General features: G+C 42.5%; 17 protein-coding genes. 14 read left to right on the forward strand and 3 right to left on the reverse strand.

Annotated features, from left to right (window positions below):
* Positions 1-13: 13 nt before the first annotated feature.
* From LXF01_RS16170 to LXF01_RS16230, 13 genes are all read left to right on the forward strand, one after another.
* Complete coding sequence (locus LXF01_RS16170) at positions 14-763, forward strand: YciK family oxidoreductase (RefSeq protein ID WP_078190639.1); 750 nt, start codon at positions 14-16, stop codon at positions 761-763.
* 168 nt (positions 764-931) lie between these two features.
* Positions 932-1,351 carry a hypothetical protein gene (locus LXF01_RS16175; RefSeq protein WP_111885093.1) on the forward strand — a complete coding sequence of 140 codons (420 nt, stop codon included), beginning with the start codon at positions 932-934 and terminating at the stop codon, positions 1,349-1,351.
* A 218-nt stretch (positions 1,352-1,569) separates the two neighbouring features.
* On the forward strand, positions 1,570-1,725 hold the full coding sequence (locus tag LXF01_RS16180) for a hypothetical protein (RefSeq protein WP_180101700.1): 156 nt from the start codon (positions 1,570-1,572) through the stop codon (positions 1,723-1,725).
* Between the two features lie 311 nt (positions 1,726-2,036).
* On the forward strand, positions 2,037-2,447 hold the full coding sequence (locus LXF01_RS16185; RefSeq protein ID WP_078193274.1) for an RcnB family protein: 411 nt from the start codon (positions 2,037-2,039) through the stop codon (positions 2,445-2,447).
* A gap of 242 nt (positions 2,448-2,689) precedes the next feature.
* Positions 2,690-3,100 (forward strand): RcnB family protein, encoded by a 411-nt coding sequence (locus LXF01_RS16190; RefSeq protein WP_168379728.1) that lies wholly within the window; start codon positions 2,690-2,692, stop codon positions 3,098-3,100.
* 178 nt (positions 3,101-3,278) lie between these two features.
* The gene (locus LXF01_RS16195; protein ID WP_180082742.1) at positions 3,279-4,340 is read left to right on the forward strand and encodes an RNA-guided endonuclease InsQ/TnpB family protein; all 1,062 of its coding nucleotides are present in this window, start codon (positions 3,279-3,281) and stop codon (positions 4,338-4,340) included.
* 86 nt (positions 4,341-4,426) lie between these two features.
* Complete coding sequence (gene argA, locus LXF01_RS16200; protein WP_233944725.1) at positions 4,427-5,779, forward strand: amino-acid N-acetyltransferase; 1,353 nt, start codon at positions 4,427-4,429, stop codon at positions 5,777-5,779.
* A 338-nt stretch (positions 5,780-6,117) separates the two neighbouring features.
* A complete protein-coding gene (locus tag LXF01_RS16205; RefSeq protein WP_180127488.1) occupies positions 6,118-7,080 on the forward strand; it encodes a sulfonate ABC transporter substrate-binding protein in 963 nt (320 codons plus the stop codon).
* Positions 7,081-7,106: 26 nt separating this feature from the next.
* Complete coding sequence (locus tag LXF01_RS16210; protein ID WP_233944726.1) at positions 7,107-8,096, forward strand: aliphatic sulfonate ABC transporter substrate-binding protein; 990 nt, start codon at positions 7,107-7,109, stop codon at positions 8,094-8,096.
* 33 nt (positions 8,097-8,129) lie between these two features.
* Entirely contained in the window at positions 8,130-9,305 is a 1,176-nt protein-coding gene (gene ssuD, locus LXF01_RS16215; RefSeq protein ID WP_233944727.1) for an FMNH2-dependent alkanesulfonate monooxygenase, read from the forward strand.
* Positions 9,305-10,120, forward strand: coding sequence for an aliphatic sulfonate ABC transporter permease SsuC (gene ssuC, locus LXF01_RS16220; RefSeq protein WP_180084476.1), 816 nt, complete (start codon positions 9,305-9,307; stop codon positions 10,118-10,120). The genes ssuD and ssuC overlap by 1 nt, the downstream gene beginning before the upstream one ends.
* A 10-nt stretch (positions 10,121-10,130) precedes the next feature.
* Positions 10,131-10,937, forward strand: a complete 807-nt coding sequence (locus LXF01_RS16225) for an ABC transporter ATP-binding protein (protein ID WP_233945497.1) — start codon at positions 10,131-10,133, stop codon at positions 10,935-10,937.
* A 347-nt stretch (positions 10,938-11,284) separates the two neighbouring features.
* Positions 11,285-11,905, forward strand: a complete 621-nt coding sequence (locus tag LXF01_RS16230; RefSeq protein WP_078190649.1) for a TetR/AcrR family transcriptional regulator — start codon at positions 11,285-11,287, stop codon at positions 11,903-11,905.
* A 69-nt stretch (positions 11,906-11,974) separates the two neighbouring features.
* On the opposite strand, the gene LXF01_RS16235 is transcribed toward LXF01_RS16230, so the two are convergent.
* The 3 genes from LXF01_RS16235 to LXF01_RS16245 all read right to left on the reverse strand — a co-directional run bounded on the left by LXF01_RS16235 (position 11,975) and on the right by LXF01_RS16245 (position 15,143).
* Complete coding sequence (locus LXF01_RS16235; RefSeq protein ID WP_233944728.1) at positions 11,975-12,541, reverse strand: 5'-methylthioadenosine/S-adenosylhomocysteine nucleosidase family protein; 567 nt, start codon at positions 12,539-12,541, stop codon at positions 11,975-11,977.
* Positions 12,542-12,659: 118 nt separating this feature from the next.
* Positions 12,660-13,736, reverse strand: coding sequence for an aromatic ring-hydroxylating oxygenase subunit alpha (locus tag LXF01_RS16240; RefSeq protein WP_233944729.1), 1,077 nt, complete (start codon positions 13,734-13,736; stop codon positions 12,660-12,662).
* A gap of 258 nt (positions 13,737-13,994) precedes the next feature.
* Positions 13,995-15,143: a TDT family transporter gene (locus LXF01_RS16245; protein WP_180132832.1), complete on the reverse strand. Its 1,149-nt coding sequence runs from the start codon at positions 15,141-15,143 to the stop codon at positions 13,995-13,997.
* A gap of 207 nt (positions 15,144-15,350) precedes the next feature.
* Here LXF01_RS16245 and ribF point away from each other — a divergent pair, with 207 nt between their 5' ends.
* Complete coding sequence (ribF, locus tag LXF01_RS16250; protein ID WP_111886018.1) at positions 15,351-16,352, forward strand: riboflavin biosynthesis protein RibF; 1,002 nt, start codon at positions 15,351-15,353, stop codon at positions 16,350-16,352.
* Positions 16,353-16,358 lie beyond the last annotated feature (6 nt).

A 16,358-nucleotide genomic window follows, 5' to 3' on the forward strand; every position in this document is an offset into this window, starting at 1 on the left:
CGAGGAGGTACGGATGAAATATTCAGAATATCAACCTCGCCCCGATCTGCTCAAAGATCGCATTATCCTGATTACAGGTGCGGGCGATGGTATTGGCCGTGCGGCTGCCCTCAGCTATGCCTTGCATGGCGCAACCGTGGTTTTACATGGACGCACACTGAATAAACTAGAAGTGATTTACGATGAAATTGAAGGATTGGGTGCCCCCCAACCGGCTATTTTACCGCTACAACTGTCTAGTGCCTCTCCTCGTGATTATGAGCTATTGGTCGACACCTTAGAAAAGCAATTTGGTCGCCTAGACGGCATTTTGCATAATGCAGGGATTTTGGGTGAGCGAACTGAACTAGAACATTATCCTGTGGATGTTTGGGATGATGTTATGGCGGTGAACCTTCGTGCGCCCTTTGTACTGACTCAAGAGCTAATGCCATTACTGCAAAAATCTGAGCATGCCTCAGTGGTCTTTGCCAGTTCGGGTGTGGGACGTGAAGCCCGTGAACGTTGGGGTGCGTACTCGGTCTCAAAAATTGCCATTGAAGCCGTGAGTACATTGTTCGCCAAAGAAAATGAACACCCCAATATTCGTTTTAACTGCATTAATCCCGGTGCGACACGTACTGCCATGCGTGCAAAGGCGTATCCAGACGAAGATCCAAAAACTTTGCCTACGCCTGAAAGCATCATGCCTGCATATTTATATTTAATGGGTGACGACAGCTTGCATTTAACCGGTGCCAGCATAGATGCCCAAGATGAATAAGCTGAAAGCCAATTTAAAAAAGGAAGCGCGAGCTTCCTTTTTTATGTATTGAATGCCTACAAGACATCATTAACCAACTGATTTCGCGGTGTCCTCGCGAAAGTCGACTTGAGTTTTTAGCAAATTTGCCGATACTTGGGGCATTCTTTAAAAACATTGGATTGATACATGTCTGACTTTAGCAATATTACAGTGACTCCAACTGAGGATGGCATGGTTAACCTACTGGTCGATGGTCAACCGATTTCAGCAAAATATGGCATGAAATTCGACCCGAGTATCGTGGACGATTTAAAGGGCTTAGATGTCGGTCAAAATGCAAAATTATTTGAACAATTTATTTTTTCGCATACTGACTTAAACTTTGAGCATGCCTATTTCTATGTCACTTGCATTCAAAAGCAAGAAGCAGGCTTTCAAGTGATCACTAACTTTGTTTATCGCATCATTGCGCAAGATCAAGCACCGTTTGAGCATGTGATTACCAAACAAGGTGCAGCAATGACACCTGAAGATATTAATGAATTTATTCAAGCTCATATTCAAAAATCATTAACGGATTATACCGACCTGAAATACGCATACTAATTAAGTTCCAAGTGACACATTTAGAACTAAAAAGGGCCATTTGATGCCCTTTTTTTAACCTTGAAATTCAACAAGCTTTGATCAAAAGACAGTTTTATCACCCCACTTGCTATTAATCGTATTTTTAAATTATTTTTATAATAATATTCGGTTTTTCAAATTAAATATAAAAGCATAGACTGCTGGGCATGACATAGACCGACGGCAAGGAGACCCAAATGGCTGATCAAACACGTAAAATTGAAACCATTCGTTCAATTGAAACCTTACAACTGACTGAAAATTTGATCTCTGCAATGGACGATGCCGAGCAAGCTGAATATGTGGCTCAAGCAATTTATTCACTCCAATGCCTAAACGAGCAATGGTACTAAAACCCGAAGTTACTCAACATTTTCAGTCTTTCATCTCTCCCCTCATTTGCCTGTCAAGACTTGATGGGCTGTTTTGATCGTGCTTACAATAGACCTCAAATTTAATCAAAGCTGAATTGCAAGGATAAAAAGCGCGCATTATCGGACCATCGCTTTCAAGATGGAAAGATTGTTCTCGGCGCCAAATTTATCGCATAATATCCGCAATCTCTTCGTTTTATTTAAAGAAATATTCATCTTTCTTCACAGTTTCTCTGCATTTAATGCGTACAGTAGTGATATTGAAGATAAATTACTCATGAGGGTTGAACATGAAAAAGATTTTGCCAATTTTGGCTATTTCTTTCAGTGCTTTAATAGCAAGCAGCATCACGTCTGCAGCGCCTCACTTCAAGAACGATGAACGTGGCTTTGATGGCCCACGCGGCAATGCATATGGTCAAATGAAAAAAGATCGTGATTTCCGTGGTTATCAGGACGATGACGATCTTGAAGATCGACGCCGTATGCGTGAACAACGTGGAGTCAAACGTTTGCAACAACATAAATGGCAAACGGGCTATGTGATGCCACAGCATTATCGTGGTAATGGTTATAAAGTCGATTATAAAGACCATAACTTACCTAAACCATCGCGTAATCAGCAATGGTATAAAATCAATAATGACTACATATTGGTCAACTCAGATAGTAACAGTATTCTGAAAATTTTAGGTATGTAAGCCGTTTTGAATTTAATTTCGCCATATTTTTAAAGCCCAGATCAACTCTGGGCTTTTTTTATGAGGTTTTTTTAATGTTTAACCGCAAAAGCTGATGCTGCCTAGCGTTCAGATCATTTACACACCTTCAAATTTCCTCCATACATTTCACAATTCAACTATATTGCCCCCACGCTTTCTCTGAACTTTCTCGCTAATTTTGAATCATCGAAAAACAGATTAGAAATGTATAGAGGTGTCCCATGAACAAAATCGTATCGAGTTTAGTTCTTTCCGTATCGGCTTTGATGGCAACAACAGCAGCCATTGCTGCGCCAGACCATCGTCAAGATGACCGCCGTTACCATCCGTCATACCAACATCAAGACAACCGTTGGGACAAAGATCACCGTCCGAGCAATTGGAATAACAACAACCGTTATGACAATAATCGCTACGACCGTAATGACTTTCGTCGTGTAAATCCAAGCCGCGATTGGCGTGTTGGTCAAAGCTTTCCTCGTTATTTCGATTCAAGCCGCTACAAAGTGAGTGATCGTGAAGCGCGCCGCTTACCGAACACCGGTCGTTATCAACAATGGTACAAAATCAATGGTGACTATGTGTTAGTCAATGATCGTACCGATCGCATCATTCGCATTAAGAATGGCTAATCATTCGACGATCTCTTAAGTCCCTTTCCCAACACCTGAACACTGTTCAGGTGTTTTTTTATCAAATGGAGGGTAAAACTCTGTCCTTCAGGTCAGAGATATAAGCGACACGACATGAAGTGTCGTTTGATTTAACTAAGGACTATTTTCCTTGAGTTTTGATTGTTAATATAAGTACATGAAAACCCTTAAATTACGTATAAAAGACAAACATTGCAAGGTGTTAGACCAACTAGCATCAGAAGTGAACTTCGTCTGGAATTATGTCAATGATTTAGGGTTTAGGCATTTGAAGCGGAAAGGTGAATTTCTCTCTGCTTTTGATATTGCCAAATATACGAAAGGCACATCCAAAGAATGTAATTTACATAGTCAAACCATTCAGGCTGTAACTGAAGAATTAGTCACCCGAAGAAAGCAATTTAAAAAGGCAAAGCTGAAATGGCGTGTCAGCAATAAAAAATCAGCAAGGCGCTCTTTGGGATGGGTTCCCTTTAAAAAGGTGGCTATCAAATATGCCAATGGATATGTCCAGTATGGAAAACACCAATTTAAGCTTTGGGATAGCTACGGTTTAAGCAAATACACGTTAAAAACAGGTTCATTTGTAGAGGATAGCCGTGGGCGTTGGTATGTATGTCTTGTTGTTGAATCGCCTAAGCAAGATAAATCGACAGCAACCAAAGCGATTGGTATTGATCTAGGCTTAAAAGATATTGCCACCTGTTCTGATGGCACTGTAATTTCAAATCCAAAATTCTATCGAAAATATGAGCAGAAATTAGGTATTGCTCAGAGAGCCAGAAATAAGAAGCGTGTTCGTGCATTACACGCCAAGATTGCAAATAGTCGAAAAGATCATTTGCATAAAGCAAGCACCAAGCTTGTGAATGAAAATGCATTGATTATTGTAGGTGACTTGAGTGCTAAAAAATTAGTAAAAACCAAAATGGCAAAATCTGTTTTGGATACAGGATTTTCTGCACTAAAAACAATGCTCAAGTATAAATGCGAGAACGCAGGCGTATTGTTTGAAGAAGTCCAAGAAGCCTATACCACCCAAATCTGTTCGTGCTGCGGTGAGATCACCTCAAGTAGTCCAAAAGGTAAGACAGATCTTGGAATAAGAGAATGGGAGTGCATGAGCTGTGGTACAGCTCATGATCGAGATATAAACTCAGCTCTAAACATTCTTGCGCTTGGGCATAAGCGTCTAGCTGTAGGAATCACCCTCTTTTAAGGGGGTGAGGATGTCAAATTTGCTTTCCGCTGTCATATGTTTTTGTTTAGAATCATCCATACCAAAGCGAATAAACAGGCATAGGCATGCAAACGAATATCACTGAACCATCTTCTAGCACAACCTTACAGTATGTGCATTGGTTCCGTCATTCTGCACCCTATATTAATGCGCATCGCAACAAAACCTTTGTCATCATGTTTGATGGTGAAGCGCTGCAACATGAAAATTTTCAACACATTATTCACGATATTGCCTTATTACACTCGCTTGGTATTCGTCTAATTTTGGTGCATGGTGCCCGTCCGCAAATCAATCATAATTTACAAAGCAGCGGCATCCAGACACCATTTCATCATCATCGTCGCATCACCACTCGCGAATCCTTACCTGCTGTGATGAATGCCGTCGGCTCCATTCGTCTGCAAATTGAAGCCCTCCTGTCTGTGGGTTTAGCCAACTCACCGATGTACGGCGCGCGTATTGATGTGGTCTCAGGTAATTTAGTCACGGCAAAACCGTATGGCATTCGTGACGGTATCGATTTTCAACTGTCTGGTGAAGTTCGTTCCGTCGATATCGATGCAATTCAACGTCATTTAGAGAGCCAAAACATTGTAGTGCTTGGGCCGACAGGTTATTCCACTACAGGAGAAGTGTTTAATTTATTGGCTGAAGAAGTTGCGACCAAAACCGCCATAAGCTTAAAAGCGGATAAGTTGATTTTCTTGGGCAAACAACACGGTTTGCACAATGAACATGGGCAGCTACAACGTGAAATTACACCTCATCAACTTGATCAGCATATTTTGCAATATCAAGATTCTAATCCCGATATTGCCCTGCATTTAAGCGTTGCTAAAGATGCTTCTTTACAAGGCGTACACCGTGTTCATCTTATTTCATATGCCTATGATGGCGCATTGATCGAAGAATTGTTCACACGTGACGGTTCTGGCACCATGATCACGGATGCGCATTATGAAGAAGTGCGTACTGCCGATATTCAAGATGTTGGTGGCTTAATCAATCTCTTACGCCCTCTCGAACAAGAAGGTATCTTGGTTTATCGCTCACGCGAGCGTTTGGAAAATGAAATTGGACAATTTGCAGTGATTGAACGTGACGGTACGATTTTGGCTTGTGCTGCGTTGTACCCGATTCCTGTCACAGGGGATGAAAAACGTTCTGCTGAAATCGCGTGTGTGGCTGTGCATCCGGGGTATCGAAAATCAAATCGTGGTAGCCAAATTTTGCATTATTTAGAAGAAAAAGCGCGAGATTTAGGTATTGAACAATTGTTTATTTTGACCACCCGGACAGCGCATTGGTTCCTTGAACAAGGTTTTGAACAAGTCAGCGTCGATGACTTACCAAATGCCCGTCAAGCCTTATATAACTATCAAAGAAACTCGTTGGTTTGTAAAAAGTCACTTTAAAGTGACTTTTTCTATGCGCTGAATAGCATTATTTTGTATAAGGTTATGCCGAATCCCTTGTCTACACTCTCAAATCACTTTGCAAGCCACAGAATAACCATATCTATCATTTAAATAACTATAATAAACAAAATAATTTCAACAACTTAAAATAATACCTCTGTACATTATATTTTTTTCTAAAATCATAATTTTTCATAAGTTTTGCTGATTTTTATTTATCTTTTTTCCTGATTTTAAATTTAAGTTTTCTTATTTTTTTCGAAAAAGAAAACTCTTTAGCTTATGTGTTCATAAATCAACAGTTCTGCACATTTAGACCTTTATAGGAGCAACACATGCGTACGCACAAAGCAAAACTTTGGACAAAAACACTTGTACTGTCTACAGCGGTTGTGGGTGCCATGATGATGTCGGGCTGTGGCAAAAAAGAGGCTGAAGAAAATGTCACCTTAAATATCGGCTTCCAAAAATATGGCTTATTGCCAATTTTAAAAGAACGCGGAACCTTAGAAACAGCCTTAAAAAGCCAAGGTGTAAATATCAAATGGGTGGAATTTCCTGCGGGTCCACAGCTGCTTGAAGGCCTCAATGTGGGCAGCGTGTCATTTGGTGAAGTCGGTGAAGCACCGCCTATCTTTGCTCAAGCCGCTCAAACCGATTTGGTTTACATTGCCAACCAACCTGCTGTTCCAAAAGCTGAAGCTTTAATTGTGCAAAAAGATTCGGCTATTCACAGTATTCAGGACTTAAAAGGTAAACGTGTGGCCTTAAACAAAGGCTCAAACGTGCATTACCTGTTGCTCAAGTTGTTGGAAGCTAATCAGCTTAAATTTAGCGACATCAATGTCGTGTATTTACCGCCTGCCGATGCACGTGCTGCTTTTGAAAAAGGTGCCGTTGATGCATGGGTAATTTGGGACCCGTTCCTTTCTGCTGCTGAGCATCAACTTAATGCTCGCACCATTGCCAATGGCGAAAACTTGGTGAAGAACTACCAGTTCTATTTGGCCGATCGCAAATTTGCTCAGGAAAATCCAAAAGTCCTGCAAGCTGTGGTGAATGAGTTGAATTTGACCACGCAATGGGTCTCAAAAAATCAAGATGAAGCGGCCAAGTTACTCGAAGGCAAAACCGGCTTAGGTCTAGATGTACTTAAAACATCAATTTCTCGCTTAGGCAATCAAGTGACGCCGATTACTACACAAGTGGCACAAGAGCAGCAGCAAGTCGCTGATGCGTTTTATAACGAAAAATTAATTCCAAATAAATTAAATATTGAGTCGGCCATTATTAAATAAGCCGACCACAGCATAAGGGCGATGCCATGCGTATTCTAAGAACATTTTCCATACTGACTTTAGCCACTTTTGGCCTTGGACTCAGTGCGTGCCAAAAACAAGAAACAGCACAGCAGGATCGTGAAAAACCAACTGAAACAGCCGTAAAAACCTTGGTTATTGGTTTTCAAAAATCAGCCCTAAATTTGCTGGTTGCCCGTGAACAAAAACTCTTTGAACAACAATTTCCTGGCGCTCACATTGAGTGGAAGGAGTTCCCTGCTGGCCCACAAATGTTAGAAGCCCTTGCGGTCGGTGCGGTGGATTATGGCTATGTCGGCAACACCCCGCCTATTTTTGCCCAAGCTGCCAATAAAGACCTGAATTATATTGGCTATGAAGTGGTACCTGAACAGTCGCTCGCTGTCGTGATTCCAGCAGATAGCTCAATCAAAACCATTCAAGAATTACGTGGCAAACGCGTTGCTGTACAAAAAGGCTCGAGTGCGCATGAGTTATTAGCCAAAACTTTAGAAAAAGCCGGTTTGACTTGGAGCGATATCCAACCGATTTGGATTCCACCAGCAGATGCACGGGCCGCATTTGATAAAAAATCAATTGATGCATGGGCCATTTGGGACCCGTTTTTATCTGCAGCGGAGTTGGATGCTCAAGCTAAAGTGCTAATTCAATCTGGTGATTTTCCAAAGACCTATTCATTTTATGTGGCAAATCCAAAAGTCGTTCAAGCACACCCTGATGCCCCAGCTAAATTTTTGAAGGCCCTAGATGCTTCCGATCAGTGGATCGTGAAAAACCAAAATGTGGCTTTAGAGATTTATCAAAACAGCACTGGGCTGCAAAAGAACATTGCTGCACAAGCCTTTTCACGCCGATCTAAACCATCTCCTGTGCGCCCGCTGACACCTGAGGTCATACAAGCACAGCAAAATATTGCGGACTTATTTAAACAAGTCCAACTGATTCCAAACAACATTCAAGTCCAAAAGCAAGTTTGGACACCTTCATCACATTGATACCCGAGCCATCAAAAATACAAGGAACTGAACATGAAAATTTTCTGGTTTATCCCTACCCACGGTGACAGTCGCTACTTAGGAACAAGTAAAGGTGCACGCCAAGTCGATCATGCCTACATGAAGCAAATTGCAGTAGCGGTGGATAATCTTGGCTATGAAGGCGTTCTGATTCCGACAGGTCGTTCATGTGAAGATCCATGGCTTACAGCTGCAAGCTTGATTGATGCCACTAAAAATTTAAAATTTCTAGTCGCGCTACGTCCGGGGGTGACAACGCCTGCACTGACTGCACGAATGGCTGCAACATTTGACCGTTTATCTGGCGGCCGTATCTTACTGAACTTAGTCACAGGCGGTGATGAGCAAGAACTCAAGGGTGATGGTGTCTATGAAGATCATACGACGCGTTACCAAACTGCTGCTGAATACACCACCATTTGGCGTGAAATTTTAACCCGCTCACATACCGGTGAAAGCTATACCTTCCATGGCGAACGCCTGAGTGTGGACGACGCCAAATTACTTTATCCACCAGTGCAAAAACCGTATCCACCACTTTGGTTTGGCGGTTCTTCAGAGGCAGCTGTTGAACTCGCGACGGATCAAGTCGACACTTATTTGACTTGGGGTGAGCCACCTGCTGCGGTAAAAGAAAAAATTGCAGTGGTGCGTGAAAAAGCCAAAGCCAAAGGACGTGAACTGAATTATGGCATTCGTTTACATGTCATTGTGCGCGAAACCAATGAAGAGGCATGGAAAGCAGCAGAAGAGCTGATCCAATATGTCGACGATGCCACCATTGCAGCCGCGCAAGCCAAGTTCAAAACCATGGACTCTGTTGGTCAACGCCGTATGGCTGAACTGCACAACGGCGACCGTAGCAAATTAGAAGTATCGCCAAACTTATGGGCGGGTGTTGGCCTGGTTCGTGGTGGTGCAGGTACGGCACTCGTTGGTGATCCTGAAACGGTAGCCGCACGTATCCAAGAATATGCTGATCTAGGAATTAGCACCTTTATTTTCTCTGGTTACCCACACCTTGAAGAGTCGATCCGTTTCGCAGAATTAGTGTTCCCACTACTGCCATTGGAAACGCGTCAGAAATTGGTTCAACCTAACTTAACAGGCCCATTTGGTGAGATCGTCGCGAACAACTACACCCCAGATGAAAATAAAAAAGCTGGAAAGATTCAGGAGCCGGCCTAATGTCCAAAACTGTTTCTGTTGAAACCTTCAAAGCACCGAAGGTTTCACGTGGAACACAACTCGGGCAGCGTTTGCTGCCTTGGTTGTTTCCTATTGCATTAATTATTGTGTGGCAAATTGCCTCTGTTACAGGGCTGTTAGAAAGTCGTATTTTGCCTGCGCCAAGTGCGGTGGTGGTGGCCTTTTGGAACTTACTGATCAGTGGTGAACTGTGGAAGCATGTCCAAATCAGTGCGGGTCGTGCTTTGGTTGGGCTTTTAGTTGGGGGTGGATTAGGTCTTTTTTTAGGGCTACTAAATGGTTCATCTAAAACAGCATCAACGCTACTCGATACCACGCTGCAAATGATCCGTAACATTCCTGCTCTTGCCCTGATTCCATTGGTGATTTTATGGTTTGGGATCGATGAATCGGCCAAGCTTTTTTTAGTCGCTATTGGCGTATTCTTTCCTATTTATATCAATACCTATCATGGTATTCGCTCTGTAGATCCTCAACTGATTGAAATGGGCAAAAGCTACGGTTTGAGTGGCTGGCAACTGTATAAAGAAATCATTCTACCGGGGGCGATGCCGTCTATTTTAGTTGGTCTGCGTTTTTCACTCGGGCTCGTTTGGGTTTTGTTGATTGTGGCAGAAACCATTTCTGCACAAGCCGGCATCGGTTATATGACCATGAACGCACGCGAATTCCTGCAAACCGACATCGTCTTGGTCGGGATTTTATTGTATGCCCTACTCGGTAAATTGGCCGATGTACTGGCTGTTACCTTAGAAAAATATTTACTCCGTTGGCACTCGGGTTACCAAAAATAAGGAGCATATGATGACCGATTTAAGTATAAGCCGTCATGCAGACGACTCAACCCAACCTCAGCGTTCTTCTGTCGAGGATATCAACCCCCATGCTGTGTTGGGCGCAGAGATCCTGATTGAACAACTACACAAATTTTATGGCGATGTTAAAGTCCTTGAAGACCTTGACCTGCATATTCAACCCGGTGAATTCTTGGCGATTGTCGGTCGTAGTGGCTGTGGTAAAAGTACCCTGCTTCGCCTCATCGCCGACTTAGAAAAACCGAGTTATGGCGAAATTAAATTTAAGTCTGCTCGTCATATGCGTGAAGGCATCACCAGTGATGATATTCGTGTGATGTTCCAAGACCCTCGCCTCCTGCCTTGGCGTAGCATTGAGAAAAATGTGCAACTCGGTTTAAGCAAAGACCAACATGCCAATGCCACAGCACTCCTCGAGAAAGTTGGTTTAAAAGACAAAGCGGGGCTTTGGCCAACACAGCTATCAGGGGGGCAACGTCAACGTACTGCACTGGCACGTGCTTTGTCACATAAACCACGCATTTTGCTGCTAGATGAACCACTGGGTGCGCTCGATGCCTTAACACGTTTAGATATGCAGAATTTGATTGAAAAACTCTGGACTGAACAAGGGTTTACCGCGATTTTGGTCACGCATGATGTGAGTGAAGCCGTACAGTTGGCAGACCGTATAATCTTGCTTGATAAAGGCCATATTGCCAAAGAATTTAGTGTCGATTTGACCCGCCCACGAAAAAAAGGCATTGAATTTACTGAACTTGAACAACAAGTCTTACAAGCGGTCTTGGCCACTTAAGCTGTACTTGTGCAGGAAATCATCACTTAAACCGTGTGACTTCCTGTCCTATTCAAGAACAATATCGCAACAAAACCATGTTTAGCATTGAGGGGAGATTTATCGCCTATTGACAAATACATCACAAAAATTACGATAAATCATATAAATCCATGACTAAAAATAATGATTTATTTAAATTTCACCCTAAAATGATTATTTGAAATATTATGGCATTCGTCGTATTTATTTGACCGTTGAACAGAATAAACTGCCAAAATTCATAAAATTAAAAACGATGATTGTGCACAAATCTGTTGATTTGCCGTACAATTCAATATTCCCTTTTCATTTTCTTAAAAGAGCTAATGGAACAAAAAAAGAGTACCCAGAAACGCCACCAGTTGCTTAATGCAGCACTGGATGTCTTTTCCCTGTATGGCTTCAATGGCGCCAGCTTGGATGAGATCGCACAGATTGCAGAAATGCATAAATCGAATATTTTCTATTACTATGAAAATAAAGAAGCGCTTTATGTTGAAGTTCTGACAACGGTTCTACAAAAGTGGCTTGCTCCGCTACAAATGTTGGAAGCAGACCTTGAGCCTGAAGAAGCGATCACCAATTATCTATTGCAGAAAATTGAAGTATCTCGTACGCAACCGAAAGCCTCACGTTTGTTCGCACTTGAAGTCATTCAGGGCGCACCACACATTCTTGAAATTTTAAAAGGCCCACTAAAAAAATTAGTGAAACGCAAAGCCAAAGTCATTAGCAACTGGCAAGAACAAGGCAAAATTTCAAAAGATATTGATCCAGAACTTTTAATTCTGAACATTTGGGCAATCACGCAAAACTATGCTGACTTTGCAACCCAAATGGAAATGGTCACTGGAAAAACCTTACGTAATCGCAGTATGCAACAACGGATTATTCAACATACCGTTCATATGATGCTTTACGGTGTAATTCCACGCCCAGAAAAGTAAATTGAATTGGGTCGAATTGGCATACGACCATAGCATTCTATGGTCGCCGACCGAAATTAGCTGAATGCCTTATTTTACTGTTTGATATAATTCCAATAATTTCTTTGCGCCGAATAATAAATTTTCTTCCCAATCCAGATGTGCTGTGTCATTCGCACCATCGGTAATATATTTTACCGACACAAAGCGAACACCCAGTTTTTTACATACTTTAGCGATTGCGTAGCCTTCCATATCGACAAGATTACACGGTACTTTCGGCAGCCCAGTTTCAAAGCTGTCGCCTGTACCACAAATTCCTTTAGGTAAATGACTAAACATGCTCTCTGGCTGAATTTCAGCAGGATGATCGGTATCCATCGGGGTCACCCCGACATCAAAACCCAAAGGCGATACATCCATATCCCGTTGTACAAATTGAGCTACTTCAACCAAAGCATGTGCATCAAAATGTGAACTTCCCGCAGTGCCCAAATTCAGCAAAGTATGACATCCGGTTTTTTGAATCACATCAAAGGCTTTAAATGCGGCATTGATTTTACCAATACCACTGTAATGCACTTCAATGCCTGCAGCTTCAAATAAGCCTTTAGATTCACTCGGCAGTGCCATAATTAAAGCGATTTGCTGACGCATAGCGGTCTCCTCAAATTGATGCCTTCATATAGCATACATTTGCACGTGCGCAGAAAAAATCATCTTCAAAAATCACATTGCTCAGAAAAATAAACTCCTCAAGCAGATTCAACTGCTATCAAATTTGAAATTGCATCGGACGTTTGCCAATAAAAGATGGTGCCAATTGTTGGTCGTGACGTAAGGCATCTAAAATCTTCTCTAAGGCAATATGTGCCATATCCCCTCGTACACTATGCGAATGGGTCATCGGCATATGCTCGATGCCAGCTCTTCGCGCTGACAAAATTTTAATGTCTTGTTTGTTGACCACCCAAGTATAGGCATTCACAGCCGGAATCAATGCCTTAGACAACAATTTTGGAATCGGAAATTTATAACTAACACAGGTATAAACCCTTGACTCATACGGTCCCACAGGGCTAATCAGACTATTAAACACCATGCCCGACGGCTCTCCCCAATGGTATTCCACCAAGGTAATATTCGGTGCGATAAAACTGTCGCGGTGAACCTGTTCAGCACCATGCGGATTGGTCAGCCATGGCATCATGCCAACATCTGCATCATGGTCATGATAGTCAACGACTACTTTGCGCGGCCCGACATCTATGGTGGCATCTACGGCTTTTCCGGACTCTGAACGAAACCAGCCTTCATGGACAAATATAGTATGGGTCACATCCATAATATTTTGTGCAACAGCGCCCATCTCGCCATCATAACTGCCAACCATGTAGTAGCTGACCCAACCGGCTTGATCATAAAATGGTAATTTAAATATTTCTGGGCGTTCCTGTTTGGGCTTTTCACCGAGATAAATCCATACCACCCCATCTTGCTCACACACATCAAAACTACGCTGTTTAAAAGGATGCGGTTTTTCTGGAAAAAATTGTCCATTGACACTAGGAATATGCGCCACATGCCCATCGCCCTGATACGACCAGCCATGATATGGACACGTCACGCAGCCATCAGTCATTTTACCCTGAGACAAAGGCACGCCACGATGCACACATTGATCGAGCAATGCTGCGGCAGTTCCATCTTTTTGTCGGAACAGGACAATTTTTTTACCATACAGGGTGGCTGAAAAAGGCTGATCTTTTTTGAGTTCTTTAGAGGTACAAGCGACATACCATTCTTCTAATAATCCTTTGGCATCATCCCAAAAACTGGTTTGATTACACATAATTCGATCCTTATTTTTATCTTTTTGTTTTAATCCATATGCCTTGCTCTAGTTCCTAAATTTCAAGCAAGTTTATATCTCGAAGCCAGTTGATCTCTCGAAAATACGCGCAAATTTTATACATGAATGTTTTGCTTGGATAGCAAAATAACGTAACTGCATCACACGCTTGCACAAGCTCTATATTTGTTTGCTGAAATCCGTCAAAGCCAACGCGCTATATTTTTCTTCAACGGATTTACATTCACCCGACATCATTTAAGATGCGCGCTGAGCATCACAATACGCTTTTAAACACGGAGAAAAAAATAAGCTACCGCGATAAAACCCTTGTATGGTTTTCAGCATCACCAATAACCAAAGCGTACAGAGCAAAACTGCAAAAAAGGTGCCGCACTGTTGGATAGCATTTAATTGCGTATGTTCCGCCAAATGGATGACCGCCAAACTAAAAACGCCGAATGGAAATGTCATCGCCCACCACCCGAGATTAAAGGGTAAATCTCGCAAATGTTTTAGCGTGATGAGTATAGCGATTCCAAACCACCATACACCAAATCCAAGCAGAACAAGGGCTGCGAACACGCCGCCTTGAAGCAACACCTGTCCTAAATCAGCCAAGTCTACCGCTGTCAAAATACGTGGGGCTTGCTCGCCCAAAACTAACAGCGCTAAAGCCCCTGTCCCAATCGGTCCTAAGGCCAACCAACTGCTGATCGCCATATCCTTGCTTGGCAATTGATGTAAAGCCAGACGCAGCAACAAAATGCTTAAGATGGCAAATGCTGGAAATACTGAGATCCCCCAAAGCAGATAACTCCCCAGCAAAATATGGACAGCATGGGCCTGTGCAGGTAAATGCGCCAACAATAAACCGCCTGAACTGGCAGCCACCTCGCAAGCCACTATCGGCAATAACCATACTGCAGTCATGCCTTGCAGCGCATGTTGCTGACGACTAAACATCAGAAATGGAACACACCATGCAATCGCAATTGCCATCAACACATCGACATACCATAAATATTCAGCCCATGTGATGATGCTTACGCCCAAAAACTCAGTGTACAGCGTGGCGCCAAATTTCAATGCGCCATTGATCAGGGTTGCCAGTGCCATGGGAATTGCCCCCAGAAATAAACTCATCACCGGATGCTGGAAAATCTGCTTGGCTTCTTGTGGGTACAAGATCCATCGGCTGAGATACATCCCACTAAACAATATGAACAACACGATGCTGATCTGCCACAACCCTGCTCCGATGGACCACATCCACTGCGGCGCCAACGGTATAGATGGTAAAATGAGGGCCACCACACCTGTGCCCATCACCACCGTAAACCAGTTTGGGGTGAAATGACGAATCAAGTCTTGTTTATGCTGGAGTTGATAAAATGGCATTTTCATCGCATGATGCTCATCAAAATGGAATGTCTATAGTTTAAGCACACCATTAAATAAGAAAAATTGATTAATATTTATTTTTATAATTTATTTTACTGATAATAAATTCATCTCTGCATAAAAAAACTTGAGTAAAAACACAACAACAAGACGAACGCAGAAGATTATGGCAATATATACCCTCAAACATTTTCAACAATTGATTCGCCCATGAAGCTGCTCCGTCTAAATGCTTTAGCGCCCCACTTAGAACTCCCCAAAACTGCCGTGACCATTGGCAATTTTGATGGCGTACATTTGGGTCATCAAGCGATGGTCAGCCAGCTCAAAGACATAGCACAGCAACAAAACTTAAAAACAGCTGTGATGATTTTTGAGCCACAACCACTTGAATTCTTTAAAGCTTATGACGCTCCACCTCGAATCAGTTCACTACGTGAAAAAGTCGAATATTTAACTGAACTGGGCGTCGACTATATTGTGGTGGCGAAATTTGACAATGCCTTTCGTAATCTCAGCGCTGAAGAATTTGCCGATATTTTAAAAAATAAACTCAATACACAAAGTTTAGTTTTGGGCGAAGATCATCACTTTGGCAAAAACCGTCAAGGCAATAGCGAATTTTTACGCCAATACGGCTTCCAAGTCACAGCCCTGCAGAATGTCGAAGTCGATGGCGAACGTGTCAGTTCGACACTGGTTCGTCAGACTTTACAAGCAGGTGACCTTGCCCATGCCGCAAAACTTTTAGGTCGTCCTTATAGCATCACCGGTCGTGTGCAATATGGTGATCAAATCGGTCGCACGATTAATTTTCCTACCATTAATGTGCGTTTAAACCGTCATAAACCTTGTTTAAATGGCATTTATGCAGTCGATGTCATTTGTGAAACCGAATCTTTAACAGATAAAGTAAAAAGCGAAAATGCTGACAAATTAGGGGTTGCAGGTTATGCACCCTCTGCCCTGTTTGGTGCAGGGCATGTTGGTACGCGTCCCGCGATTAAACAGGAACATCCTGAATGGCGATTAGAAGTACATTTTCCTGATGTTTCTGCTAATCTGTATGGCCTGTTAATGCGGGTGACGTTCTTGAACTTTTTACATGGCGAAAAGGACTACCCTTCGCTTGAAGCACTGAAAGCAGGAATTGATGACGACGTCGAAAAGCTCCTTGAGTTTCGAGGTCAGCACCCTCATTTCCCCTTTTAAACCCCG

The organism is Acinetobacter sp. SH20PTE14 (assembly GCF_021391555.1).
Taxonomy (GTDB): domain Bacteria; phylum Pseudomonadota; class Gammaproteobacteria; order Pseudomonadales; family Moraxellaceae; genus Acinetobacter; species Acinetobacter amyesii.

What these genes read in the sequence shown, in the direction of transcription:
- LXF01_RS16170 (WP_078190639.1), top strand. Translation starts at nt 14, where the DNA reads ATGAAATATTCAGAATATCAACCTCGCCCCGATCTGCTCAAAGATCGC.
- LXF01_RS16175 (WP_111885093.1), top strand. Translation starts at nt 932, where the DNA reads ATGTCTGACTTTAGCAATATTACAGTGACTCCAACTGAGGATGGCATG.
- LXF01_RS16180 (WP_180101700.1), top strand. Translation starts at nt 1,570, where the DNA reads ATGGCTGATCAAACACGTAAAATTGAAACCATTCGTTCAATTGAAACC.
- LXF01_RS16185 (WP_078193274.1), top strand. Translation starts at nt 2,037, where the DNA reads ATGAAAAAGATTTTGCCAATTTTGGCTATTTCTTTCAGTGCTTTAATA.
- LXF01_RS16190 (WP_168379728.1), top strand. Translation starts at nt 2,690, where the DNA reads ATGAACAAAATCGTATCGAGTTTAGTTCTTTCCGTATCGGCTTTGATG.
- LXF01_RS16195 (WP_180082742.1), top strand. Translation starts at nt 3,279, where the DNA reads ATGAAAACCCTTAAATTACGTATAAAAGACAAACATTGCAAGGTGTTA.
- argA (WP_233944725.1), top strand. Translation starts at nt 4,427, where the DNA reads ATGCAAACGAATATCACTGAACCATCTTCTAGCACAACCTTACAGTAT.
- LXF01_RS16205 (WP_180127488.1), top strand. Translation starts at nt 6,118, where the DNA reads ATGCGTACGCACAAAGCAAAACTTTGGACAAAAACACTTGTACTGTCT.
- LXF01_RS16210 (WP_233944726.1), top strand. Translation starts at nt 7,107, where the DNA reads ATGCGTATTCTAAGAACATTTTCCATACTGACTTTAGCCACTTTTGGC.
- ssuD (WP_233944727.1), top strand. Translation starts at nt 8,130, where the DNA reads ATGAAAATTTTCTGGTTTATCCCTACCCACGGTGACAGTCGCTACTTA.
- ssuC (WP_180084476.1), top strand. Translation starts at nt 9,305, where the DNA reads ATGTCCAAAACTGTTTCTGTTGAAACCTTCAAAGCACCGAAGGTTTCA.
- LXF01_RS16225 (WP_233945497.1), top strand. Translation starts at nt 10,131, where the DNA reads ATGACCGATTTAAGTATAAGCCGTCATGCAGACGACTCAACCCAACCT.
- LXF01_RS16230 (WP_078190649.1), top strand. Translation starts at nt 11,285, where the DNA reads ATGGAACAAAAAAAGAGTACCCAGAAACGCCACCAGTTGCTTAATGCA.
- LXF01_RS16235 (WP_233944728.1), bottom strand. Translation starts at nt 12,541, where the DNA reads ATGCGTCAGCAAATCGCTTTAATTATGGCACTGCCGAGTGAATCTAAA.
- LXF01_RS16240 (WP_233944729.1), bottom strand. Translation starts at nt 13,736, where the DNA reads ATGTGTAATCAAACCAGTTTTTGGGATGATGCCAAAGGATTATTAGAA.
- LXF01_RS16245 (WP_180132832.1), bottom strand. Translation starts at nt 15,143, where the DNA reads ATGAAAATGCCATTTTATCAACTCCAGCATAAACAAGACTTGATTCGT.
- ribF (WP_111886018.1), top strand. Translation starts at nt 15,351, where the DNA reads ATGAAGCTGCTCCGTCTAAATGCTTTAGCGCCCCACTTAGAACTCCCC.